Origin of the sequence: Streptomyces sp. NPDC058664 (assembly GCF_042716635.1) — a bacterium.
In the GTDB taxonomy this organism is placed as follows: Bacteria; Actinomycetota; Actinomycetes; order Streptomycetales; family Streptomycetaceae; genus Streptomyces.
The window spans coordinates 102,818-126,961 of record NZ_JBHXRW010000024.1; the positions used below are offsets into that span (position 1 = coordinate 102,818).

Consider the following 24,144-nt stretch of genomic DNA (forward strand, 5'->3'; position numbering starts at 1 on the left):
GCAGGCATGGGCACACTGGACGGGAGGGTCGTCCTCGTCACCGGCGCGGCGCGCGGGCAGGGCGAGCAGGAGGCGCGGTTGTTCGCCGCCGAGGGGGCGAAGGTGGTCCTCGGGGACGTCCTCGACGACGCCGGGAGGGCGCTGGCCGAGGAGCTGGGGGAGGAGCGGGCCGCGTACGTCCCCCTGGACGTGACCCGCGAGGCCGACTGGGCGGCGGCCGTGGACGTCGCCAAGGAGCGGTTCGGGAAGGTCGACGGGCTCGTCAACAACGCCGGCATCCTCCGCTTCAACGAGCTGCTCCGCACCCCGCTGGAGGAGTTCCAGGCGGTCGTCTCCGTCAACCAGACCGGCTGCTTCCTGGGCATCCGTACGGTCGCGCCCGAGATCGCGGCGGCCGGCGGCGGGACGATCGTCAACACCGCCTCGTACACGGGGCTCACCGGGATGGCCGGTGTCGGCGCCTACGCGGCCTCCAAGCACGCCGTCCTCGGGCTCACCCGGGTCGCCGCCCTGGAGCTGGCCGCGAAGGGGGTCCGGGTGAACGCGGTCTGCCCGGGGGCGATCGACACCCCCATGAGCAACCCGGAGGGGGCGGATCCGGTGGCGACGGCCGAGCTGTACCGGAAGCTCGTGCCGCTCGGGCGGATCGGGCGCCCGGACGAGGTGGCGGCCCTCGCGCTCTTCCTGACCGGGGGCGACTCGGCGTACATCACGGGCCAGCCGTTCGTGATCGACGGCGGCTGGCTGGCGGGCGTGAGTCTTTTCTGACGGACCATCAGGTATTGACGCGCCCACCCCGCGGTGCGACAGTCGGGCACATCGACAATCTGACGGATCGTCAGAACTGCTGGATGCGTCAAGGAAGGTGAACTCCCTTGGAATTCGGGATCTTCGTACAGGGATACGTCGGCAAGCGTGCCGAGACCGATCCCGAAGCCGAGCACAAGGCACTCATGGAGGAGACCGAGTACGTCATCCAGGCGGACCGGTCCGGCTTCAAGTACGCCTGGGCCTCGGAGCACCACTTCCTGGAGGAGTACTCACACCTCTCCGCCAACGACGTCTACCTCGGCTACCTCGCCCACGCCACCGACCGGATCCACCTCGGCTCCGGCATCTTCAACCCCCTCGCCCCCGTCAACCACCCCGTGAAGGTCGCCGAGAAGGTCGCCATGCTCGACCACCTCTCCGGCGGACGCTTCGAGTTCGGCTCCGGCCGGGGCGCGGGCTCCCACGAGATCCTCGGGTTCATGCCGGGCATCACCGACATGAACCACACCAAGGAGCTGTGGGAGGAGACGATCGCCGAGTTCCCCAAGATGTGGCTCCAGGACGAGTACGTCGGCTTCCAGGGCAAGCACTGGTCGCTGCCGCCCCGCAAGGTCCTCCCCAAGCCGTACGGGAAGTCCCACCCCGCCATGTGGTACGCGGCCGGGTCCCCCTCCTCGTACGCCATGGCCGGCCGGAAGGGCCTCGGCGTCCTCGGCTTCAGCGTGCAGAAGGTCTCCGACATGGAGTGGGTCGTCGAGTCCTACAAGACCGCGATCAAGGAGGCCAAGGCGATCGGTGACTTCGTCAACGACAACGTCATGGTGACGTCGACGGCGATCTGCGCCGAGACCCACGAGAAGGCGGTCGAGATCGCCGTCGGCGGCGGCCTCAACTACCTGCAGTCGCTGCTCTTCCGCTACCACGACACGTTCCCGCGGCCCGAGGGCGTCCCCGAGTGGCCGGAGCTGCTGCCCGAGTACTCGGCGGAGATCATCGAACTCCTCATCCAGGAGGAGCTGATGATCTGCGGCGATCCGTCGGAGGTGCTCGCGCAGTGCAAGCGGTGGGAGAGGGCGGGGGCGGACCAGCTGTCCTTCGGGCTGCCGATCGGGATCTCGTACGAGGACACGATGAACTCGATCAGGCTGATCGGTGAGCACGTGATCCCGAAGATCGACACGGATCCGGTCCACCGGACGACGCGCTTCCGCCAGGGCGCACCTTCCTGACGGGGCCGTGGCAGGCCCCGTACGGGACCGGCCCGCACGGGAACGGACCTGCGCCCCGCACCCGCCACCCGGACGGCGGGCCGCTCGACACCCGGACCTGCGCCCCGCACCCGCTACGCGGTTGTGGGCATCTGTTCCGCAAGGGCGATGGGGTCCCCTGCTCGAGCGAAGCCGAGAGCTTGGGGGAGGGTGGGCACAACCCAACGACGGCGCCGCACCCGTGGTGCACGTTCAGGCCCGGAAGCCTGGGCCCGGCAAGGGGCGCCGTCCCTTGTGCCCACCCGTCCCGCCCCGCGGGACGATCGCCCACAACGGGGTGGCCCGGCGGCAGGCTCCGCCCTGAGCGACGGGGCCGCCCACAACGGGGGTGGCCCGGCGGCGCGAAGCTGTCGGTTCCCTGCCCGGGGGCGCCGGCCCCGGGCACGTCCCACCAGCCCCCGGCAGGGTTTCGGGAAGGGGCGGGGTGGGGGACACGTCCCCGCCCGCCACGAGAAGCGCGGGGCGTCGTCTTCCCGGACCGCCGCCCCGTACCGGCCCCGGCCGGAGGCCGTTCCGCGGCGGCCCCCGGTCCGGGGCACACCCGCGCCCGCACGGGGTGCACCCCGTGCGCAGGGGCCTGCGTCCGCACATGGGCGCCGTACTCGCACAAAGGCCCGCGCCCGCCAAGAGCGCCGCCGCGCAAGGCCCCCACCTCCGCCCGTGAGAACCCGCGCAGAAAGGGACCCGTCATGCTCGACCACCTCATCAAGGGCGCCACCGTCGTGGACGGCACAGGCGCCCCCGCCTTCGTCGCCGACGTGGGGATTCGCGAGGGGCGGATCGTCTTCGCCGAGGCCGGTGCGGTCGCCCGGACGACCGAGGACGCCACCGGTCTCGTCCTCGCCCCCGGCTTCGTCGACCCGCACACCCACTACGACGCCCAGCTGTTCTGGGACCCGTACGCCACCCCCTCCATGAACCACGGCGTCACCACCGTCGCCGGCGGCAACTGCGGCTTCACCCTCGCGCCGCTCCATCCGGACCGGCCCGAGGACGCCGACTACACCCGCCGCATGATGTCCAAGGTCGAGGGCATGGCGCTGAAGGCCCTCGAGGAGGGCGTCGACTGGAGCTGGTCGTCGTTCGCCGAGTACCTCGACGCCCTCGAAGGGCGGATCGCCGTCAACGCCGGCTTCATGGTCGGGCACTGTGCCCTGCGCCGGTACGTGATGGGCGCGGACGCGGTAGGAGGCCGGCCCACCGCCGAGCAGCTCGCGCAGATGGTCGGGCTCCTCAAGGAGGCCATGGCGGCGGGGGCCTGGGGGCTCTCCACCACCCAGTCGTCCACCCACTCCGACGGCGACGGCGCCCCGGTCGCCTCCCGGCACGCCGGCCCCGACGAGCTGATCGCCCTGTCCCGGGCCGTCGGCGAGCACGAGGGCACCCAGATCGAGGCGATCCTGGCCGGCTGCCTCGACCAGTTCTCGGACGCCGAGATCGATCTGTTCGTGGCGATGAGCGCCGCCGCCGGGCGGCCGCTCAACTGGAACGTCCTCACCATCGACGCCGCCGTCCCCGAACGCGTCCCGCGCCAGCTCACCGCCTCCGCGCGGGCCCGCGGGTCCGGCGGCCGGATCGTCGCCCTCACCATGCCGATCCTCACCCCGATGAACATGTCGCTCGGCACGTTCTGCGCGCTCAACCTGATCCCGGGCTGGGGCGAGATCCTCGCTCTCCCCGTCCCCGAGCGGATCGCGAGGCTCCGCGACCCGGCCGTACGGGCGGAGATGCTGCGGCGCGCGGACTCCCGGGAGGCCGGTGTCTTCCGGCGCCTCGCCCACTTCGGGCGGTACGTCATCGGTGACACGTACTCCAAGGAGAACGAGGGGCTCACCGGGCGCGTCGTGAACGACATCGCCGCCGAGCGCGGTCAGGACCCCTTCCAGTGCCTCGTCGAGATCTGCGCCAACGACGACCTCAGGACGGTCCTGTGGCCGATGCCCAGCGACAACGACCCGGCCTCCTGGGCGCTGCGCCGCGAGACCTGGGACCACGAGGACGTCCTGCTCGGCGGTTCGGACGCGGGCGCCCATCTGGACCGGATGTGCGGAGCGCCGTACACGACCCGCTTCCTCGGCGACTGTCTGCGCGGCCGGAAGCTGGTCCCGCTGGAGCGGGCCGTGAAGATGCTGACCGACGACCCGGCCCGGCTCTTCGGGCTCAGGGAGCGCGGCCGGATCGCCGAGGGTTTCCACGCCGACCTGGTCCTCTTCGATCCGGAGCGGATCGAGGCGGGCCCGGCGACCCTCGTGCACGACCTGCCGGGGGCCAGTCCGCGGCTCGACTCGCGGGCGGTCGGGATCGTGTCGGTGCGGGTCAACGGCGTGGAGACGGTACGGGACGACGAGGTGACCGGCGCGGTCCCGGGGAAGGTGCTGCGCTCAGGCCGTGACACGAGGACGGTGAGCACGAGGTGAGGGATGAGCACGAGGTGAGGGGTGAGCAGGGGGCGAGCGGTGAGCCGGGGGTCAGGACCGAGCGCGGGGTCAGGGGCGGGAGGCGAGGGGTGAGCACCAGGTGAAGACGGAGAAGCTGTTCATCGGCGGCGAGTGGGTCGAGCCCGACGGCGGCCACTACGAGGTGATCGACCCGGCCTCGGAGGAGGTCGTCGGCCTGGCGCCCGAGGCGAGCGGGCGCCAGGTGTACGAGGCCGCCGCCGCGGCCCGGGAGGCCTTCGGCTCCTGGTCCCGTACGAGACCGGAGGAGCGGGCGGCGATCCTCGACCGGGCCGCCGACATCATGGCCAGGGACGCCGGGGCGAACACGCTCCTCGCCCGCGCCGAGACGGGCGCGACGACCGCCACCGCGCGCGGGATGCAGGTCGCGGTGGGCGCCGCCCGTTTCCGGCGGTACGCGCGCGGGGCGATGGAACCGGTCGAGCGGGCGCTGCCTCCGCAGATCAACGAGGCGGGTCCGATGGGGAAGGCCGGGGTGTTCGGCGCGGTGGCGGTGCGGCGCCCGGTCGGGGTGGTCACCTGCATCACCTCGTACAACAACCCCTGGGCCAATCCGGCGGGCAAGGTCGCCCCGGCCCTCGCGATGGGCAACACGGTCCTGGTGAAGCCGGCCCCGCAGGACCCGCTCTCCGTGTACGCGATGACCCGGGCCCTCGAGGAGGCCGGGGTTCCGGCGGGCGTCGTCAACGTGGTCACCGGCTCCGAGCGGGCGGTCGGCGAGGCGGCCGTGGACTCCCCGGACGTCGACATGGTGTCCTTCACCGGCTCCACGGCGGTCGGGCAGGCGATCGGCGAGGTCTGCGGCCGGCAGCTCAAGCGGCAGCTGATGGAGCTGGGCGGCAAGGGCGCCGCGCTCGTCCTCGACGACGCGGACCTGGACTCGGCGGTCATGGGGATCGGGACGACGTTCGCCTTCTACAGCGGGCAGATCTGCACGGCACCGACCCGGGTGCTCGCGCAGCGCGGGATCTACGAGCGGCTGGTCGGGAAGCTGACCGGCTATCTGGCCTTCATGAAGGTGGGGGACCCGGCGGAGAAGGGCACGGTGGTCGGCCCGGTGATCTCGGCGGCCCACCGCGACCGGGTGGAGTCGTACGTGGAGCTGGGCCGGAAGGAGGGGGCACGGGTCGTGGCGGGTGGCGAGCGCCCGGACTTCGCCAGGGGCTTCTACGTGGCGCCGACGCTGCTCGCCGACTGCACCAACGAGATGCGGGTGGTGCGGGAGGAGATCTTCGGTCCGGTCGTCGTGGTCGTCCCCTTCGACGACGAGGAGGAGGGGATCGCGCTCGCCAACGACAGCGACTACGGGCTGATCGACTACGTGTGGTCGGGCGACGTGGCCCGGGCCTTCCGGATCGCTGCCCGGCTGCGGGCCGGCGGGGTGGGGGTGAACACGATCGGACGGAACATGGAGGCGCCGTTCGGCGGATTCAAGAAGAGCGGGGTCGGACGGGACGTGGGCTCGTACGCGCTGCACGCGTACAGCGAGCTGCAGGCGGTGGTGTGGCCGGGCTGAGCCCTTGCCGCGCCTGGGCCGAGCCCGGCCGCGCCGCCGCCGGGGGGCTCCCGGGAAAATTCCTCGGGAAAATTTAGAAACGGACATTTCGGGCTCGGCTGCGGTTCCCGCATACCGGACACCCGCCGACCGACCTACCAGTTGGTCGGCCCCTCGCGGTCGTCGATCTTTCAATCATTGGCGAGTGCCCCGATTCCACCTCTCAAAGCAAGGCGGAAGATCGGCGAGTCTTGCGGAGTCAAGAGCTCCGGATGTGGAAACCGCAGCATTTAACGTCCTGTTCATGACTCAGGTGGAAGCTCGGCCCCAGGCCGGAGACACGGTAAGGGGCGCCGACGCCCCGGGCGACGCCCAAGGCGTGCGCAAGAAGGGCCTCGGCGGAAACTCCGTAGGGCTGATGGGCAGTGCCGTCATCGGCATCTCGACGGTCGCCCCCGTCTACTGTCTGACCTCGACGCTCGGCTCCACGGCCGGCGAGGTCGGTCTGCAGATGCCGGCGATCTTCCTCGCGGGTTTCCTTCCGATGCTCCTCGTCGCCTTCGCGTACCGGGAACTCAACAAGGTCATGCCCGACTGCGGCACCTCCTTCACCTGGACCGTGAAGGCCTTCGGCCCCAAGATCGGCTGGATGTGCGGCTGGGGCCTCGTCATCGCGACGATCATCGTGCTGTCCAACCTGGCCGGCGTCGCGACCTCCTACTTCTGGCTCCTCGCGGGTGAGATCAGCGGCAGTGAGTCCATCGCCGCCCTGGACGACAACAAGGCCGTCCACATCCTCACCTGCCTCACGCTGATCGCCGTCGCCACCGCGATCAGCTACCGCGGCATGACCGCCACCAAGGGCATCCAGTACGCCCTCGTCGGCCTCCAGCTCGTCGTCCTCGTCGTCTTCGTGGCGATGGCGCTGTCGAAGGCCGACTCGTTCGCGACCTCGGTCGACTTCTCCTGGTCCTGGATGAACCCCTTCGCGGTCCAGTCCTTCGCCGCCTTCACCGCCGGTCTCTCGCTCTCGATCTTCATGTACTGGGGCTGGGACGCCTGCATGGCGACCAACGAGGAGACCACCGGCAGCGCCAAGACCCCCGGACGTGCCGCGCTCATCGCGATGGTCGTGCTCGTCGCCTCGTACCTCGCCACCGGCATCGCCGCCCAGATGGCCGTCGGCTCCGGCGAGGAGGGCCTCGGCCTCGCCAACCCGGAGACCTCCGACAACGTCTTCGCCGCGCTCGCCGGCCCCGTCATGGGCCCCACGCTCGGCATCCTGCTCTTCGTCGCGGTGCTCGCCTCGGCCGCCGCCAGCCTCCAGACCACGTTCATCCCGGTCGCCCGCACGGTGCTCGCGATGTCCACGTACGAGGCGCTGCCGAAGTCCTTCACCAAGGTGCACCCGGTCTTCAAGACCCCCGGCAAGGCCACGATCGTCGCGGGCGTCGCCACCGGCCTCTTCTACACCGTGATGACCCTGGTCAGCGAGAACGTCCTGGTCGACACCATCTACGCGCTCGGCCTGATGATCTGCTTCTACTACGCGCTCACGGCCTTCGCCTGCGTCTGGTACTTCCGCGGCGAGCTCTTCCGCTCCGGCCGGAACCTCGCCTACAAGGGCCTCATGCCGCTGCTCGGCGGGCTCATGCTCACCGCGGTCTTCGGCAAGACGCTGTACGACATGTGGGACCCGGCGTACGGCTCCGGCTCGGCCGTCCTCGGCGTCGGCTCGGTCTTCGTGATCGGCGTCGGCCTGTTGCTCCTCGGCATGGTGATCATGCTGGTCATGCAGCGCAGGAGCCCGGCCTTCTTCCGGGGCGAGGTCCTGACGAAGGAGACGCCGTCGCTGGTGGTCGCCGACTGACCTTGCTTCTCGCTTGATCCTGAGTCATCAGAAACGCGAAGGTGGCGGCCCGTGGGGGGCCCGCCACCTTCGTCGTTCCGCGGTACCGGCTCAGTGCCCGGGGAGCAGGCGCTCCACCGCCGCGTTGGCGGGCGGCAGACCGGGCGTGCCGGCCGGCACGGCCTTGGGGGTCAGGACGCCGCTGAGCGGCACGACCGAGGGCAGGTTCACACCCCCGGTGCCGGCGGCGGAGAGGCCGCCGGCCGCGGCGAGACAGGACAGGGCGGCTGCGGTGAGGATCTTCTTCATGCCCGCCCCAACGCGGACGATGCGGGTCCGGTTACGACCGTCCGCCCCGGAGCCCCATGCCCCCATGCCCCCATGCCTTCACGTCCTCACGCCTTCACGTCCTCACGTCCCTACGCCTCCGCGATGAGGGCCGTCGCGACCGTACGGAAGCCGAGTCGGCCGTACAGCCGGGCCACGTCCGCGTCCGACGCCGACAGGAACACGAGCTCCGCCCCGCCCTCCCGGGCGTCCGCGACCAGGGCCGCCGTCACCGCGAGGCCCAGGCCGCGCCGCCGCGCCGCCGGGACCGTACCGACGCCGACGACCTCGGAGACCGGCCCGACGGGCTGGTGCTGACCGGCCGAGAGGGCGTCGCCCGTGCCGTCGAGCGCCGCCGCGAGCCGGGTCCACCCCGCCTCGATCCTGGCGCCGATCCGCGCCGCGGTGCCCGGCTCCGGGGCGAAGCCGAAGGCGGCGTACGGGGCGGCGACGGCGCTCTCCAGGGCCGGGTCGTCCGCGCCGACCATCCGTACGGTGACGCCCTCCGGCTCCGGTACGGCGAGCCCGTCGCCCTCCAGGACCATCAGCGGGTGCTCGCGCACGGTGAGCCCGCTCGCCTCCACGGCCGCCCGCAGCCCCGGTGTCGTCTCCGCGACCCACTCGAAGGCCTCGGGCACCCCGAGCTCCCGCTGCCGGGCCCTGACCTTCTCCACGGCTTCGACCGGGATGTCACCGGCGGCCCCGAGGGCCGGGCGCGCGTAGAAGGGCCAGCCCTGTCCCTCCTGCACGAAGAGGGTCAGCGGCCCGAACTCCTCCGCGCGGGCGGAGGACCGGGGGACGGCGTCGTAGTACGTCTCGATTCGCTTCAGCACCACGCCACGGTAGGTGCGGAGGGAGGGCGGCGCAGGCGGATTTCCGGGCCGCCGGGAACCGGCCGTGGCATGATCCCGTCACTTCTGATGACTGGGGGGAGTCGAGGATGAGCAGGACGCACACCTGCCCGGGCTGCGGGCGCGACGATCTGGTGCAGGCCGTACCCGCCGTGTACACCGCCGGCCGGGACACCGTCACCAGCCGCGAGCGCGACCGGGACGGCGACATGCGGACGGTGACGCGGAGGGTGTCCACGGGGCTCTCCGACGCGCTCGCGCCGGTGCCGCGGCCGCCGACGTACGGGATCGTCGCCCTCGGCGTCCTCGCCGCCCTCGTCTCGGTCGGCACCTTCATCGGCGGTGTCCAGGCCGGTCACTGGTTCGAGGACGGGCCCGCGGAGGCGGGCGGCGACGGGGTGCCGCACGTGGGCGGTGTGTACCTCGTCCCGGAGGGATCGACCACGCCGGACTACTCGCAGCCGCTGGGAACGGCCGGGTCCGCGCCCCCGCCCGACTTCGCCCACCTCGGCTGGATCTCGGCGGCGGCGCTGCTCGTCGTCGTCCTCGTGACCGTCGTGGCGAGCCGCCGCCGGACCGCCTTCGCCCGTCTCACCAGGGGCCGTCACCGCGCCGAGGAACTGTGGTCCCACGGCTGGTACTGCCACCGCTGCGGCACCGTCCACCTCGCGGGCGTCCCCGGCGAGGACCGGACCCCGCTGACCCTCCAGCGCTTCCGCGAGAGGGTCTGGGAGCACGGCGGGTACGGGGACCTGGCGGCGGAACAGCGGGCGGTGGACGTGGTCCGCTCCTGACGCGGGCGCCCGTGCCGCACCCCGTCGCGTCCCCGTCCCGTCGTACCCCGCGCCCCGTCGTATCCCGTCGTGCCCCTCGGAAATCCGCGCCGCACCCCCTACCGTGCCGCTATGCGGATCTCGACCACGATCTTCCTGACCGACGAGACCATCACCCCGGTGCGGCTCGCGCGCGAGCTGGAGCAGCGCGGCTTCGCCGGGCTCTACCTCCCCGAGCACACCCACATCCCCGTCGAGCGGACCACGCCCTACCCGGCGGGCGGCGAGCTGCCCCGGGAGTACGGGCGGACCCTGGACCCGTTCGTGGCGCTCGGCCAGGCCGCCGCCGTCACCGGACGGCTCGGGCTCGGCACCGGCATCACGCTGCTCGCCCAGCACGACCCGATCGCCCTCGCCAAGCAGATCGCCACCCTCGACCACCTCTCCGGCGGCCGCTTCACCCTCGGCGTCGGTTACGGCTGGAACCGCGAGGAGGCCGCCGACCACGGCGTCGACTGGTCCACCCGCCGGGAGCTCACCCATGACCGACTGGCCCTGATGCGGGCCCTGTGGGCGCCGGAGCCCACGGCGTACGCGGGGGAGTTCGGCCGCTCCGTCCGCGCGTCGGAGGCCTGGCCGAAGCCGGCGCGCGGCGACGCTCCCCGCATCCTGATGGGCGGTGCGGCGGGTCCGAAGCTCTTCGCGCGGATCGCCGCGGAGGCGGACGGCTGGATGCCGATCGGCGGCCGGGGCCTCGCGGAGTCGCTCCCGGTCCTGCGGGAGGTCTGGGAGCAGGCGGGCCGCGACCCGAAGGCCCTCCGGATCGTCCCGTACGCGGTCCTGCCGAACCCCGGAAAGCTCGCCCGCTACGAGGAACTGGGCTGCGAGGAGGTGGTCCTCCAGCTGCCGCCGGAGGGTGAGCGGGAGGTGCTGGGGGTGCTGGACGAGTTCGCACGGTACGTGTGAGCGATTGACTTCGGAATACGTTCCGAAGTGCCGTCGGTCCATGCCGACCCCCACCGTCTCCTTCTCCGAGCTCTCCAAGAACGCGAAGCGGGTCGCCGAGAGGCTCGACAGCGAGTACCGCCTGCTCGTCACGCGCCGCGACGGGCAGGATCTCTACCTCACGACCGCTGCCTACGACCAGGACCGGGAGGAGACGGCCGACGTCACAGCCCGTCTCCTCGCCGCCGACGACGGCGCGCGTGATAGGGCGCGCCCTTCCCTCGGTCTTCCCCTGGGTGCGGCATCTGTCCGCCGACGAACTCAGGGAGTTCGCCCAGGACCTGCTGGACGCGACGCACGACGCCGCGCAGCTGGGCGTCCACGCCACCCTCCACCGCACGATCGCGGAGTGGCGCGTGTCCCCGCCGACCCGGGTCTCACGGCCCAGCTCACGCGTCCCCTCCCCGACGAGGACCACGGAGAGGTGACGGCCCCGTGACGCCGAAGCGCGGGGACGACGTCGCCCCGCCACCGGTCGGCGAGGAGTGGCGGCTGCGCTTCGCGACGAACGAGGCGGCGAAGGGATGGGGCGAACTCGCCGCCGAGGCCCCGGGCAACACCCGGCGCTGCTTCGAGGCCCTGCGCGGTGATCCGCTCCGGCAGACCGAACCGGGCCGGCAGCACCGGCTGCGCGGCCGGCTCGCCACCGGGACCCTTGGCGGGCGGTCCTACCCGCAGGGGGAGTTCGAGGTCACGGCCGCTGGCCGCGTGCGGTATCTCGTCGACGAGCCGCGCAGGACGGTGCACCTGGTGGACGCCGCACCCCGGCATCCCAAGGACACCGACTGACCCCCCTTCCTGCCCGGGCCCGGACCCTCCCCGCCGTACCCGCTCGTATGCTCGGTCCATGACGGATCACCAGGAAGCCCGGCCCACCGCGAACGCCATGCGCCGCGCCCTCAAGCGGGCCAGGGACGGGGTGGCGCTCGATGTCGCCGAGGCCGCCGTGCTGTTGGCGGCGCGTGGGGACGATCTGACGGATCTGGTCGCCTCCGCCGGGCGCGTGCGGGACGCCGGACTCGAAGCGGCCGGGCGGCCCGGGGTCGTCACGTACTCGAAGAGCGTGTTCATACCGCTCACCCGGCTCTGCCGCGACAAGTGCCACTACTGCACCTTCGTCACCGTCCCCGGCAAGCTGCGGCGGGACGGGCACGGGATGTTCATGTCGCCGGACGAGGTGCTCGACATCGCCCGGCGCGGGGCCGCCCTGGGCTGCAAGGAAGCCCTCATCACCCTGGGCGACAAGCCCGAGGACCGGTGGCCCGAGGCCCGCGAGTGGCTCGACGCGCACGGATACGACGACACCATCGCGTACGTACGGGCCATGGCGATCCGCATCCTGGAGGAGACCGGCCTCCTCCCGCACCTCAACCCGGGCGTCCTGTCCTGGACCGACTTCCAGCGCCTCAAGCCGGTCGCCCCGTCCATGGGCATGATGCTGGAGACGACCGCGACCCGGCTCTGGTCCGAGCCCGGCGGCCCCCACTACGGGTCCCCCGACAAGGAACCGGCCGTACGTCTCAGGGTCCTGGAGGACGCGGGACGCTCCTCCGTCCCCTTCACCTCAGGGCTGCTCCTCGGCATCGGGGAGACCCTGGAGGAGCGGGCCGAGTCCCTGTTCGCGCTGCGGCGGGTGTCGAGGGCGTACCACTCGATCCAGGAGCTGATCATCCAGAACTTCCGCGCCAAGCCGGACACGGCCATGCGCGCGGCGCCGGACGCCGAACTCGACGACCTCGTCGCCACGGTCGCCGTCGCCCGGCTCATCATGGGGCCCTCCGCCTGCCTCCAGGCCCCGCCGAACCTCGTCGACTCGGCGTACGAGCGGCTGATCGCCGCAGGCGTCGACGACTGGGGCGGCGTCTCCCCGCTCACCATCGACCACGTCAACCCCGAGCGGCCCTGGCCGCAGATCGACGAGCTCGCGGCCCGTTCCGCCGCCGCCGGCTTCGAGCTGCGCGAACGCCTCTGCGTCTACCCCGAGTTCGTCACCCGGGGAGAACCCTGGCTCGACCCCCGGCTCCTCCCGCACGTCCGCGCCCTCGCCGACCCCGAGACGGGCCTCGCCGACCCCGACGCGGAGGTGCGCGGCCTGCCCTGGCAGGAGCCCGACGAGGCGTTCACCGCCACCGGCCGCACCGATCTGCACCGCACCATCGACACCACGGGCCGTACGCACGACCGGCGCGACGACTTCGACGAGGTGTACGGCGACTGGGAGGCGCTGCGCGAGGCCGCCGCCCCCGGTATGGTCCCGGAGCGGGTCGACGCCGACGTCCGCGAGGCCCTGAGCACGGCCGCCGACGACCCGACGAAGCTCACCGACGCCCAGGCGCTCGCGCTGCTGCACGCGGACGGCCCGGCGCTCGACGCGCTCACCCGGATCGCGGACGACGTCCGCGCGTCGGTGTCCGGTGACGACGTCACGTACGTCGTCACGCGGAACATCAACTTCACCAACGTCTGCTACACCGGCTGCCGCTTCTGCGCCTTCGCCCAGCGGCGCACCGACGCCGACGCGTACACGCTCTCCCTCGACCAGGTCGCGGACCGCGCCCAGCAGGCCTGGGAGGTCGGCGCCGTCGAGGTCTGCATGCAGGGCGGCATCCACCCGGACCTGCCCGGCACCGCGTACTTCGACATCGCGCGCGCGGTGAAGGAGCGGGTCCCCGGCATGCACGTGCACGCCTTCTCACCGATGGAGGTCGTCAACGGCGCGACCAGGACCGGCCTTTCGATCCGCGAGTGGCTGACGGCCGCCAAGGAGGCCGGGCTCGACTCGATCCCCGGCACGGCCGCCGAGATCCTCGACGACGAGGTCCGCTGGGTCCTCACCAAAGGCAAGCTGCCCACGGCGACGTGGATCGAGGTGATCACCACGGCGCACGAGCTGGGCATCCGCTCCTCCTCCACGATGATGTACGGGCACGTGGACCAGCCCCGGCACTGGCTCGGCCACTTCCGCACCCTCTCCCGCATCCAGCAGGAGACGGGTGGTTTCACCGAGTTCGTGACCCTCCCCTTCATCCACACCAACGCGCCCGTCTACCTCGCGGGCATCGCCCGCCCCGGCCCGACCACCCGCGACAACCGCGCGGTCATCGCCATGGCCCGCCTCCTCCTGCACCCGCACATCCCCAACATCCAGACCAGCTGGGTGAAGCTGGGCACGGAGGGCGCCGCCGAGATGCTCCGCTCGGGCGCGAACGACCTGGGCGGCACGCTGATGGAGGAGACCATCTCCCGGATGGCCGGTTCGAGTTACGGCTCGTACCGCTCGATCCGCGACCTGGAGGCCATCGCGGAGGCGGCGGGCCGCCCGGCGAAGCCCCGGACGACCCTGTACGGCGAGGTCCCGGAGGAGCGGCAGCGGACGGCGAGGGCGTCGGACGGACACCTCCCGGAACTGCTGCCGGTCCTGCCTGCGGAGTGAGGCGGAGGTCCGGCGCTCTTCGGTCAAAACCGAACTGAAGGGCGTCGGATCACATAACGTTCCGGCCCCCGAACGGACGCACCCGGTCCATTACAGTGCTGCGCAGACCGGTCTACGGGGGGAGGGCACGTCGTGGCCACGACAGCCGCGGCCGTGTGGGGCCGCGCCGAACAGCAGGACTTCCGGGCCCGCGTACGGGGCTGTCTGCTCGGCGGCGCCCTCGGCGACGCGCTGGGGGCGGGCGTCGACGGCCTCGCCCTCGACGCGATCAGGGACGCCCACGGGCCTGACGGACTCACCGACCCCGCGCCCGCGTTCGGCCGCCGGGGCGCCGTCACCGCCGCCACCCAGATGGGCCTCTTCACCGTCGACGGCCTGATCCGCGCCCAGGTCCGCCGCGACACCGGCGTCTGGCACCCGCCCACCGACATCCACCGGGCGCACCTGCGCTGGGCCGCCACCCAGCACGACTGGGGCCCCGACGAACGGCGGAAGGACAACGGCTGGCTCGCCCGCGAGGAGTGGCTCTACGCCCGCCGCAACCCGCCCCGCGCCTGCCTCACCGGCCTCGGCGACGAGCGTCTCGGCACCCTCGACAAGCCCAAGAACCCCACCGCCGGCGACTCCGGCGCGCTCGTCCGTTCCGCCCCCTTCGGGCTGCTCGTCGGCTGGGAGCCGCAGCTCGTCTGCCAGCTCGCCGTCGAGTGCGCCGCGCAGACCCACGGCGCCCCGGCCGCCGGCCTCGCCGCGGGCGCCTTCGCCGTCACCGTCCACGGCCTCGCGCGCGGCGGCTCCCTGGAGGCGGCCGTCGGCCTGGCCCTGGAGCAGCTGGCGGCGCGCCCCGGCCACGAGCCGGTCACCGAGGCGCTCGGCCGGGCCGTCGGAGCCGTACGGGAAGGGGTGCCGGGCCCGGAGCGGGTGGCCGCCCTCGGGGCGGCGGACGACCGGGCCGAGGGGCAGCTGGCGGCGGCCGTCTACTGCGCCCTGGTCGGCGAGGACGTACGGCACGGGCTGCGGCTCGCGGTCAACCACGACGGTCCCTCGGCGACGACCGGGGCGCTCACCGGCGCGCTGCTCGGGGCCCTGCACGGCGAGACGGCCCTCCCGCCGGCCTGGCTGGCCGAACTGGAGGGCCGTGCGACGGTCCTGGAACTCGCGGACGACTTCTCGATGGAGATGACCCAGGGCCCCGCCCTGCACACCCCCGCCGAGTCCTCACCGGGCTGGCTGGCCCGCTATCCGAGGGGCTGACCGGCGCCGGTCCGGGCGGGGCGGCCCGCTATCCGAGGGGCTGGTCCGAGCGGTCGCTTCCGGCCTGGGCGGGGATCACGGCTCCTCCGGCCGGGCTGCCGTCGTCCGAGTGGAGCTTGTCGAGGACCGCGTCCCGCTCCGGGGTGTCCTCCGGCCTGACGAAGCCGATGAGGACGTACAGGATCAGGGAGGTGGCGAGCGGCGACACGATCTGGATCTGCAGCTCGATGCCGTCCAGGCCGTAGTTGGTCAGCCAGAAGGCGAAGAGGCCGGCCGCCCACGAGACCAGCGCCGCCGTCGGCCCGGACTTCCGGAAGGTCCGCAGCAGGCCGAGCATGAACGGGATGGCGATCGGCCCCATCAGACCGGCCACCCACTTGATGACGACGGTGATGATGTCCTTGAAGGCGGGGGAGTTGACCTGGGTGGCGACCGCCATCGACAGGGCGAGGAACGCGATCGTCGACCAGCGCGCCGCGATCAGCCCGGCCTGCTGCGTCCAGGTCCGCGCCGCCTTGCTCATGACGGGCGCGATGTCCCGGGTGAAGACGGCCGCGATGGCGTTGGCGTCGGAGGAGCACATGGCCATGGTGTGCGAGAAGAAGCCGACGATGACCAGGCCGAGCAGGCCGTGCGGCAGCAGCTGCTCGGTCATCAGGGCGTACGAGTCGGAGGCGTCGGGCTTCTCGGGGGTGACGAGCAGCGGCGCGACCCACATGGGGAAGAAGAGGACCAGCGGCCAGACGAACCACAGGACGGCCGAGAGGCGGCCGGAGCGGGTGGCCTCGCGGGCGGTGGGGGTGGCCATGTAGCGCTGGGCCTGGTTCCACATGCCGCCGCTGTACTCGAAGGTCTTGATGAAGAGGTACGCGAGCAGGAACGTCATCGTGTACGGGCCGGCGGTCGGCGCGGTGTGGCCCTGCAGCTCGGGCCGGTCCCAGACGTCCCACAGGGCGCTGATGCCGCCGAGCTTCGCCAGGACGGCGACGAGCATCGCGATGCCGGCGAAGAACTGGATGATGAACTGTCCGAGTTCGGTGAGCGCGTCGGCCCAGAGGCCGCCGACCGTGCAGTAGATGCCGGTGATCACACCGGTGATGAGGATGCCCTCGTTGAGGGAGATGCCGGTGAAGACGGAGAGCAGGGTGGCGATGGCGGCCCACTTGGCGCCGACGTCGACGATCTTCAGGAGGACGCCGGACCAGGCGAGGGCCTGCTGGGTGGGCAGGTTGTAGCGGTTCTTCAGGTACTCCAGCGGGGAGGCCACGTGGAGCCGCGACCGGAGCCGGTTGAGGCGGGGCGCGAAGAGGTGCGCGCCGATGGCGATGCCGATCGCGATGGGGAAGGACCAGGTGACGTAGGACGTGACGCCGTAGGTGTAGGCGATGCCGGCGTACCCGGTGAACATCACGGCGCTGTAGCCCGACATGTGGTGCGAGATGCCGGAGAGCCACCAGGGCATCTTGCCTCCGGCGGTGAAGAAGTCGGAGACGTTGTCCACGCGCTTGTGGGACCAGACGCCGATCGCGACCATCACGCCGAAGTAGCCGATGAGCACGGCCCAGTCGAGACTGTTCATGGAGCCCCCTCCAGGGGTGTCTGGTCCGCCTTGTGAACGCCGTTCATGGTGTGGCGTGTTGCGAGGCAGGGACAATGCAATGGAGGGTCAAGGGAAAGTAAAATCGTTCTGTTTGCTGACTCCCGTTCATGTCTCTGAACGTGTGAGGTGGGCTCGGGAGAGACTCCCGGACGCGGTCAGCGCATCAGCTCACCCGCGTTGACCAGCAGCGACTGCCCGGTGATCGCCCGCGCCCGGTCCGAGGCGAGAAAGGCCACCGCCTCCGCCACGTCCCCGTCCGTCGCGAGCTCCGGCAGCGCCATCCGCTCGGTCAGCCGGCCGAGCACCTCCGCCTCCGGCACCCCCTCGCCGTGCGCGGCGAACCGCACGTACGCCTGTACCGGCGGCCCCCACATCCATCCCGGAAGCACGGTGTTGACCCGGATCCGGTGCGGCCCGAGCTCGTGCGCGAGCGAGTACATCGCGGAGGTGAGCGCCCCCTTCGACGCCGCGTACGCCGCCTGCCGCACCTGCGAGGGCGCGGCCACCGCCGACTGCGTACCGATGAGCACCACCGAACCGCCGCGCTCCTTGAGCGCCGGCAGGCAGGCCCGGGTCATCCGCAGCGTACCGAGCAGATTGACGTCGAGGACGGTCTGCCAGGTGGCGAAGTCGGCGTCCTCCAGACCGCCGAAGCAGGAGTCGAGGGCGGCGACGTGCACGACCGCGTCGACGCCGCCGAACCGCTCGACGGCGAGCGCGGCGAGGGCGCCGCACTGTTCCTCGTCGGTGATGTCGGTGACCCGGTACGCGGTACGGCGCCCCTCCGGGTCGATCCCGGCGGCGGACTCGGCGAGGTTGCCCTCGGTGCGGGCGCCGAGCACGGCGTTGCCCCCGTCCCGCACCACGGCCTCGGCGACGCGACGCCCGAGCCCGGCACCGACGCCCGACACGACGACCGTCTTCCCCTGGAGCAGCATCCGGACCCCTCTCGACCTTGTCTCGACCCTGTTCCCACCCTGGCCAAGCATCTGACGGTCCGTCAGAGTAGGTGCCGGTCACCTACTTGGGAAGGGGTACGAGAGTGAGCGAGGAGACCCGAACCGCCACGAGCGAGACGTACGCGGAACTGGCGTCCGTCGGCCCGTACGGCGTCCGGCCCGGCCACGCGCTGATCACCATGGTCGAGCCGCACCCGGGCCACGAGTACGCGTACAACCGCTGGTACGAGGACGACCACTACTACGCGGGCGCCATGGCCATGCCCTGGATGTACGCCGGGCGCCGCTGGGTCGCCACCCGCGAGCTCCGGGAACTGCGCCGCCCGGAGAAGTCCGCCGTCGCCCGGCCGGTCACCGCGGGCTGCTACCTCTCCACGTACTGGATCACCGAAGGCCGCTACGACGAGCACATGAAGTGGACCGTCGGCATCAATAAGCGGCTCAACCGCGACGCCCGCGTCCACCAGGAGCGGACCCACGTCTTCACGTCGTTCCAGGACCACGAGGCGACCGTGTACCGCGACGGCGCCGCAGGGCCGCGCGACTTCCACGCCCTCGATCACCCCTACGCCGGGCTCGTCCTCCAGGTCGTCGACACCGAGGGCCCAGAGGAGCGGACGGCACTGCTCGAACGCCTCCGCACCCGCGAACTCCCCGGCCGGCTCGCCGGCTCACCGGCGGCGATGGTCACGGTCTTCCGCCCGACCCCGCTGCCCGGCGACCGCATGACGTACGTGAAACAGGTCGAGGGTGTCGACACCCGGCTGACCCTGCTCTGGTTCCTGGAGCGGGACCCCCGGGAGTGCTGGCCGGAACACTTCGCCGACCTGGAGACCCTGGGGGGCGACGACGGCGGGCGGGTGGAACTGGTGGCACCCTTCATCCCGACGGTGCCGGGAACGGACCGGTACGTGGACGAGCTGCGCTGAGGGGCCGGGGCGTCCGGTGCCGGGTCTTCCGGACACAGATCTTTCGGGCGCGGGGCTTCCGGGAAAAGACCGAGCCCCCTCGGCCAGGACGGCGGACCGGACGAGAGGGCCCTACGGGTACTGCTGGTGACGGCGGGGGCGCACCGGGACTCAGAGAGCCCCGTTGCTCACCTCGCCGACGAACGCGTTCCACGAACCCGGTCCGAAGGAGAGGGACGGGCCCTCGGGGGCCTTGGAGTCCCGCACCGCGATCGCGGCGACGACGGGGGACTTCACTTCGACGCAGGCGCCGTTCCCGCCGGAGTACGAAGACTTGGTCCACGTGTCCGTTGCACCCTGAATGATCGCCATTACGCTCAACTCCGGTTCTGCCAGTGGGGGTGACGCACCGACCTTCTTGGCGGCGTGATCGACGCTACTCGCCGGTCCCGACCGGCGGGACCGGCGTTCACACGTCCGAGTGGCATATTCCAGATCGGCTTCCGTGGGAGCGATCATCAGGTGTACCGTGCCTGCCCCGGTCGGTTCGGCGTCATCCCCTGGCGTGTTTCTTCACCATCTCCGAGATGAAGTCACGGGTCTGCTCGACGTTCAGCGCCTGCGCCCTGAGGTGCTCGTACATGACGCTGTACTTGCCGACGTCCTGCGCCTTCTCCAGATACAGGTCGCTCGTCACGCCCTCGATGTAGACGACGCTGGAGTCGGAGGTGTCCGGGAACTCCAGGATCGAGTACTGGCCGCTGATGCCCGGATGCGCGCCCATCTCGAACGGGATCACCTGCACGGTGACATGGGGCAGGTGCGACTGCTCGAGGAGGTGCTCCAGCTGCTCCACCATCAGCTGCCTGCTGCCGACGATCCGGTGCAGCGCGCCCTCGTCTATGACCGCCCACAGCCGCAGCGGACGCTCCTCGTCCCGGATCCGCTCCTGGCGGCGGGTGCGGACCGTGACCCGCTTGTCGATCTCCGCGGGTGTCGACTCGGGCAGCGCGCCGGAGATCACGGCCTCCGCGTAGGAGTGGGTCTGGAGCAGTCCGGGGATGATCTGCGGCTCGTACATCCGCAGACTCTCCGCGTCCGTCTCCAGGCCGATGTAGACGCTGTACGGGATGTCGCCGAAGGCGTGCCACCAGCCCTGCTGACGCGAGTCCTTGGCCATCTGCATGAGGGAGTCGACCATGCGCTCGTCCTCGACCTCGTACACGCCGCACAGGTCACGGACATCGCGCTGACTGATGGAGCGACGGCCGTTCTCCAGCCGGCTGATCTTGGACTGGGAGACGAGGAGACGCTCGGCGACCTGCTCGGCCGTCATGTTCTTCGCCTCGCGGAGCTTGCGCAGCTCCTGGCCCAATCGGCGTCGCCTGACGGTGGGGTTGACGTTGGACGCCACGGAAACTGCACCTCCGGCTGTCTGCTGCGTAGCTGTGAGTATCTACTGCTTGGCAGACTGCCACCAAAGGTCAGGTGTGCGCTGGAAAATGACGACAACGTATGCGTGGGGCGGGGACCGTACGGGTGCGTGCCCCCGGGTACGCGTCCGGTGAGCGCGCGTGTGCGGGGCGGCCGTCCTGACCGCCCCGCACACACTGTGCGGCTCCCGTGCTGGTTCCTCGGTTCCGCGGAGTCGTCCTAGTGCGCCGCCGCGCGGGCCATGTTGCCGCGAGGCTGCGCCGGGACACCCGCGGCGCTCCGGCGCGGCTGTGCCGCCGCGCCGTTCTGGACGTCCATCACGGCGTGCGCCACGAGTCCGCCCATGGGGTCGTGCCGGATCAGATCGCGCAGCCGGGACCGCGACGACCGTCCTTCGTTGCCGGGGTAGAGGTGCTTCCCGAGACCGACCGCGTGGGCCAGCGCGGCAAGCGCCGCGGTCCGCGGGTCCGGCGGTACGCCGGTGCGGATCGCACTGTCCAGCCGGGAACGGATCTCCCGACTGATCGCCGTCTCCGTCGCCTGGTAGCGAGTCGTCGGCAACACCCCGCACATCTGGGTCTCCACGGCATGCACCATGCCGCATCGCTCCAGATGCGAGAGATACGTCTGGCGAAGCCCCAGTCGGGGCCCGCCGATCCAGTGGACGGCCCGAACCGGACTGCCGCGCCTGCGCAGCAGTTCCAGTGCGGAGTCCAAGGTCGGATCTCCGGTCGGCCGTGGCATCACCACGGCGATACGATCCCCGTCAGGGGCTATCCGGCCTGCCAATGCCAGCTCCACTAGCTGTGCACCGGCCAGACCGAGGTCGAGCGACTGCGGCTGCGCTGTGGTACCCGTGGTCGGGTCCAGAGCGAGCAGCAGAAGCTCCTCCGGAATGGTTCTGCGGCTCTTGCCCATCCATGCCTCCCCGCGTGGATGAATGACAGGGTGACCCCTCTCACATTCATCTGTCGAGAGCACCTGGGCGCTTCATCCGGGAACCAGTAGGTATGTCGTTCTCGTCTAGCACGGGAGCCAAGGGGTTCACACAGGACACTGGTACACGGACCGGTACATGGTCCGTACGTACGCATGACGCATGGAGGAGGCACGGTGGCGGGCGAGTCCCCCGACAGGGCGGAGCAGCAGGGGTCGTCTCAGGAGACGGCGGCCTCGGGCGGCGGCGGCCGGGATCCTCGGCTTTCCGTGCTCCGTGAGTCAGACGCCTTGCCGGCCTCGTCGGTTCAGGTCGACCAGCCGACGGCCGTTTTCAAGAACCTGGCTCCGCGGACCCCGGAGGACGACACGCCGACGGCCACGCCGGAGCCGGAGACGGCCCCGGAGACGACGCGGGAGCGGGACCCCGAGGCGGAGACGCGGGAGCCGGAGAGCGAGCGCCTGAAGGCGGCGGTGGCGGCCTGGGTCGCGACGGCGGAGGAACCGAAGGCGGAGGACGCGCCCGAGGAGCCGTCGGAGTCCGGGCGGTCCGGAGAGTCGGACACGGCGGGGTCGGATGCGGCCGGGGCCGAGTCGGGGGCCGGCGGCGAGGTCGACGGTGAGGCCGTGGACGCGGTGGCCGAGGACGAGCCGACGGACGCCGAGGCCGGGGACGACGCGCCCGAGGACGTCGAGCGGGCCGACTCGGCGTCGGCTGACGCCCCGGCGGATTCCCCGGCGGTTTCTCCGGCCGAGGACGCGGACGCCGCGCCCGCCGAGGAGCCCGCTCAGGAGCCCGTGGACGCGAAGGCGTCCGCCGAGTCCTGGTTCGCGGCGCGGAAGCAGGCAGCGGCGGACGAGAAGCCCTCAGAGCCCGTCAAGTCCGAGTCCGAGCCTGGCTCCGGGGCCGCGCCCGAGTCCGAGTCCGAGTCCGACTCCGGGGCTCCGGCCGTGGCTGACGCCGACGACGAGGACCCGGAACCGGTCGACCAGCCGACCACCATGTTCAAGGCCGTCCGGCTGCCCGTGGCGCCGCCCGTGGACCAGCCGACGACCGCGCTGAAGCTCCCGCCCGGTCTGGGCGCGGGCTCCGACAGCGAGCGCACCAGCACCTTCCTGCCGCTGCGTGCGGACATCCCGGCCGAGCAGAAGGCCGAGAAGGCCGCCGAGCGGGCCGCGACGGCACCGCAGGCCGCCAAGGCGCCCGCACCCGCGCCGGAGGCGGCCAAGCCCGCCGCGCCTTCCCCGGGGTCCGCTCCCGCCCCCACCCCCGTACCCCCGCCGACCGCTCTCGCGGAGGCGGAGCGGACGCGGCAGCAGCCGTTGCCGCCACTGCCCCCGCTCGACCTGCTCGCCGAGCTGACGAACACGCCGCCGCCGCCGCCGACCCCGCTGCGGACGACCGTGCGACGGGTCCGGATCTGGACTCCGCTGGTCCTGTTCCTCCTGATCGTCTTTGCGATCGTGCAGATGGTCCGCCCGCTGCCCGCGCCCGTCCTCACGCTCTCCGCGGCGCCGACGTTCACGTTCGGGGGCGGCGAGCTGAAGATGCCGTGGCCGACCGAGGGGCAGGGTGCCGTCGAGGTCGAGGGCGTCGGTTCCATGGGCACGTACGGGCCGCAGAAGCCGGCCCCGATCGCGAGCGTCACGAAGACGATGACGGCGTACGTGATCCTGCGCGACCACCCGCTCAAGGGGAAGCAGGAGGGCCCCGAGATCACCATCGACAAGAAGGCCGCCGACGAGGCCAAGGCGGAGCACGAGTCGACGGCGGCGGTCCAGGAGGGCCAGACGTACTCGGAGAAGGAGCTCCTCCAGCTCCTCATGATCCCCTCCGCGAACAACGTGGCCCGGCTCCTCGGCCGCTGGGACGCCGGTTCGGAGGCCGCGTTCGTCGAGAAGATGAACGCCGCCGCCAAGGACCTGGGCATGACCCAGTCCACGTACACGGACCCGTCCGGTCTCCTCGACAGCACCGTGTCGACCCCGAAGGACCAGCTGAAGCTGGCGAAGGCGGTCATGCAGTACGACGTGTTCCGGGAGATCGTGGACACGCCGAACGCGACGATCGACGGCGTCGGCCGGATCGAGAACAACAACAGCAGGATCCTGCTGAAGCCGGGCGTGAACGGCATCAAGACCGGCTCCTCCACCCCGGCCGGGGGCAACCTGCTCTGGTCGGCCAGCACCGTCGTCGACGGCAAGGTCCGGCGTGTCCTCGGCATCGTGATGGGGGCCAAGAACGCCGAGTACCTCGGCCAGAAGCTCGAGCTCTCCATCGACTACAGCTACGAGCTGATCAAGCAGGCCCAGAACGACGTCACCTCGGCCGCCGTGGTCCGCAAGGGCCAGGTCCTCGGCTACGTCGACGACGGCCTCGGCGGCCGCACCCCGGTCGTGGCCACCAAGGAGCTCAAGGCGGTCGGCTGGCCCGGCCTCAAGGTGAACCTGGAGCTCACCGACGGAGGCAGGGCACTCCCGCACTCGGGCAAGGCGGGCGACGTCGTCGGCCAGGTGTCGATCGGCACCGGCGCCGGCAAGGTCAGCTCCCCGGTGGCCCTCCGGACGGACCTGGTGGAGCCGGGCTTCGACAAGAAGCTGACCCGCGTGGGCTGACCCGCGTGGGCTGAGAAGTACGCGCGGGCGCGCGGGCAGGGAAACACCCGCGGGCAGGGAAACACCCGCGTGGGCTGAGAAGCCACCCGCTCGGCCGGGGGGGCCCGGGGGGGGGGGGGGCCCGCGGGGTGGGGTTTTGGGGGGGGGGCAGGCCCGCCGGGGCACCCCCGGGGGGTATTGACAACATAAGCGGGCGCCGCAAGGGGGGGGGT

Annotated in this window: 20 protein-coding genes; 13 read left to right on the forward strand and 7 right to left on the reverse strand. The window is 71.7% G+C overall.

What is annotated here, in order from left to right; genetic code table 11:
* Nucleotides 1–6: 6 nt before the first annotated feature.
* The 5 genes from ACFWUY_RS20960 (at nucleotide 7) to ACFWUY_RS20980 (ending at nucleotide 7,860) form a co-directional block, all read left to right on the forward strand.
* Nucleotides 7–768 (forward strand): SDR family NAD(P)-dependent oxidoreductase, encoded by a 762-nt coding sequence (locus ACFWUY_RS20960; RefSeq protein ID WP_384110626.1) that lies wholly within the window; start codon nucleotides 7–9, stop codon nucleotides 766–768.
* Nucleotides 769–875: 107 nt separating this feature from the next.
* Nucleotides 876–2,000 carry an LLM class flavin-dependent oxidoreductase gene (locus ACFWUY_RS20965; RefSeq protein WP_384110628.1) on the forward strand — a complete coding sequence of 375 codons (1,125 nt, stop codon included), beginning with the start codon at nucleotides 876–878 and terminating at the stop codon, nucleotides 1,998–2,000.
* A 728-nt stretch (nucleotides 2,001–2,728) separates the two neighbouring features.
* Nucleotides 2,729–4,456 carry an amidohydrolase family protein gene (locus ACFWUY_RS20970; protein WP_384110631.1) on the forward strand — a complete coding sequence of 576 codons (1,728 nt, stop codon included), beginning with the start codon at nucleotides 2,729–2,731 and terminating at the stop codon, nucleotides 4,454–4,456.
* A gap of 100 nt (nucleotides 4,457–4,556) precedes the next feature.
* On the forward strand, nucleotides 4,557–6,011 hold the full coding sequence (locus ACFWUY_RS20975; RefSeq protein ID WP_384110634.1) for an aldehyde dehydrogenase family protein: 1,455 nt from the start codon (nucleotides 4,557–4,559) through the stop codon (nucleotides 6,009–6,011).
* 283 nt (nucleotides 6,012–6,294) lie between these two features.
* A complete protein-coding gene (locus tag ACFWUY_RS20980) occupies nucleotides 6,295–7,860 on the forward strand; it encodes an APC family permease (RefSeq protein WP_384110637.1) in 1,566 nt (521 codons plus the stop codon).
* A gap of 90 nt (nucleotides 7,861–7,950) precedes the next feature.
* Here the strand turns inward: ACFWUY_RS20980 and ACFWUY_RS20985 are convergent, their stop codons facing one another.
* On the reverse strand, nucleotides 7,951–8,148 hold the full coding sequence (locus ACFWUY_RS20985; protein WP_384110642.1) for a hypothetical protein: 198 nt from the start codon (nucleotides 8,146–8,148) through the stop codon (nucleotides 7,951–7,953).
* A 110-nt stretch (nucleotides 8,149–8,258) separates the two neighbouring features.
* Nucleotides 8,259–8,999: a GNAT family N-acetyltransferase gene (locus ACFWUY_RS20990; RefSeq protein ID WP_384110645.1), complete on the reverse strand. Its 741-nt coding sequence runs from the start codon at nucleotides 8,997–8,999 to the stop codon at nucleotides 8,259–8,261.
* A gap of 107 nt (nucleotides 9,000–9,106) precedes the next feature.
* Here ACFWUY_RS20990 and ACFWUY_RS20995 point away from each other — a divergent pair, with 107 nt between their 5' ends.
* The 6 genes from ACFWUY_RS20995 to ACFWUY_RS21020 all read left to right on the forward strand — a co-directional run bounded on the left by ACFWUY_RS20995 (nucleotide 9,107) and on the right by ACFWUY_RS21020 (nucleotide 15,479).
* Nucleotides 9,107–9,811 carry a hypothetical protein gene (locus ACFWUY_RS20995; RefSeq protein WP_384110648.1) on the forward strand — a complete coding sequence of 235 codons (705 nt, stop codon included), beginning with the start codon at nucleotides 9,107–9,109 and terminating at the stop codon, nucleotides 9,809–9,811.
* A gap of 111 nt (nucleotides 9,812–9,922) precedes the next feature.
* Nucleotides 9,923–10,756 (forward strand): LLM class F420-dependent oxidoreductase, encoded by an 834-nt coding sequence (locus tag ACFWUY_RS21000; RefSeq protein ID WP_384110651.1) that lies wholly within the window; start codon nucleotides 9,923–9,925, stop codon nucleotides 10,754–10,756.
* A 239-nt stretch (nucleotides 10,757–10,995) separates the two neighbouring features.
* Nucleotides 10,996–11,223, forward strand: a complete 228-nt coding sequence (locus ACFWUY_RS21005; protein WP_384110654.1) for a hypothetical protein — start codon at nucleotides 10,996–10,998, stop codon at nucleotides 11,221–11,223.
* A gap of 7 nt (nucleotides 11,224–11,230) precedes the next feature.
* Nucleotides 11,231–11,584 carry a hypothetical protein gene (locus tag ACFWUY_RS21010; RefSeq protein WP_384110657.1) on the forward strand — a complete coding sequence of 118 codons (354 nt, stop codon included), beginning with the start codon at nucleotides 11,231–11,233 and terminating at the stop codon, nucleotides 11,582–11,584.
* Nucleotides 11,585–11,642: 58 nt separating this feature from the next.
* Nucleotides 11,643–14,228, forward strand: coding sequence for a bifunctional FO biosynthesis protein CofGH (locus ACFWUY_RS21015; protein ID WP_384110660.1), 2,586 nt, complete (start codon nucleotides 11,643–11,645; stop codon nucleotides 14,226–14,228).
* A 132-nt stretch (nucleotides 14,229–14,360) separates the two neighbouring features.
* A complete protein-coding gene (locus ACFWUY_RS21020) occupies nucleotides 14,361–15,479 on the forward strand; it encodes an ADP-ribosylglycohydrolase family protein (protein ID WP_384110663.1) in 1,119 nt (372 codons plus the stop codon).
* A 28-nt stretch (nucleotides 15,480–15,507) separates the two neighbouring features.
* On the opposite strand, the gene ACFWUY_RS21025 is transcribed toward ACFWUY_RS21020, so the two are convergent.
* Entirely contained in the window at nucleotides 15,508–17,058 is a 1,551-nt protein-coding gene (locus ACFWUY_RS21025) for a sodium:solute symporter family protein (protein ID WP_384110666.1), read from the reverse strand.
* Nucleotides 17,059–17,234: 176 nt separating this feature from the next.
* Nucleotides 17,235–18,017 carry an SDR family oxidoreductase gene (locus ACFWUY_RS21030; RefSeq protein WP_384110669.1) on the reverse strand — a complete coding sequence of 261 codons (783 nt, stop codon included), beginning with the start codon at nucleotides 18,015–18,017 and terminating at the stop codon, nucleotides 17,235–17,237.
* A 104-nt stretch (nucleotides 18,018–18,121) separates the two neighbouring features.
* Between ACFWUY_RS21030 and ACFWUY_RS21035 the strand changes: the two genes are divergently transcribed.
* Nucleotides 18,122–18,967: a hypothetical protein gene (locus ACFWUY_RS21035; RefSeq protein ID WP_384110672.1), complete on the forward strand. Its 846-nt coding sequence runs from the start codon at nucleotides 18,122–18,124 to the stop codon at nucleotides 18,965–18,967.
* 150 nt (nucleotides 18,968–19,117) lie between these two features.
* On the opposite strand, the gene ACFWUY_RS21040 is transcribed toward ACFWUY_RS21035, so the two are convergent.
* The 3 genes from ACFWUY_RS21040 to ACFWUY_RS21050 all read right to left on the reverse strand — a co-directional run bounded on the left by ACFWUY_RS21040 (nucleotide 19,118) and on the right by ACFWUY_RS21050 (nucleotide 21,298).
* Nucleotides 19,118–19,318: a DUF397 domain-containing protein gene (locus ACFWUY_RS21040; protein WP_384110674.1), complete on the reverse strand. Its 201-nt coding sequence runs from the start codon at nucleotides 19,316–19,318 to the stop codon at nucleotides 19,118–19,120.
* A gap of 181 nt (nucleotides 19,319–19,499) precedes the next feature.
* A complete protein-coding gene (locus ACFWUY_RS21045) occupies nucleotides 19,500–20,360 on the reverse strand; it encodes a helix-turn-helix domain-containing protein (RefSeq protein ID WP_384110677.1) in 861 nt (286 codons plus the stop codon).
* Nucleotides 20,361–20,599: 239 nt separating this feature from the next.
* The gene (locus ACFWUY_RS21050; protein WP_384110681.1) at nucleotides 20,600–21,298 is read right to left on the reverse strand and encodes a GPP34 family phosphoprotein; all 699 of its coding nucleotides are present in this window, start codon (nucleotides 21,296–21,298) and stop codon (nucleotides 20,600–20,602) included.
* Between the two features lie 174 nt (nucleotides 21,299–21,472).
* Here ACFWUY_RS21050 and ACFWUY_RS21055 point away from each other — a divergent pair, with 174 nt between their 5' ends.
* On the forward strand, nucleotides 21,473–23,932 hold the full coding sequence (locus tag ACFWUY_RS21055) for a serine hydrolase (protein ID WP_384110684.1): 2,460 nt from the start codon (nucleotides 21,473–21,475) through the stop codon (nucleotides 23,930–23,932).
* The last annotated feature ends 212 nt before the right edge of the window (nucleotides 23,933–24,144 follow it).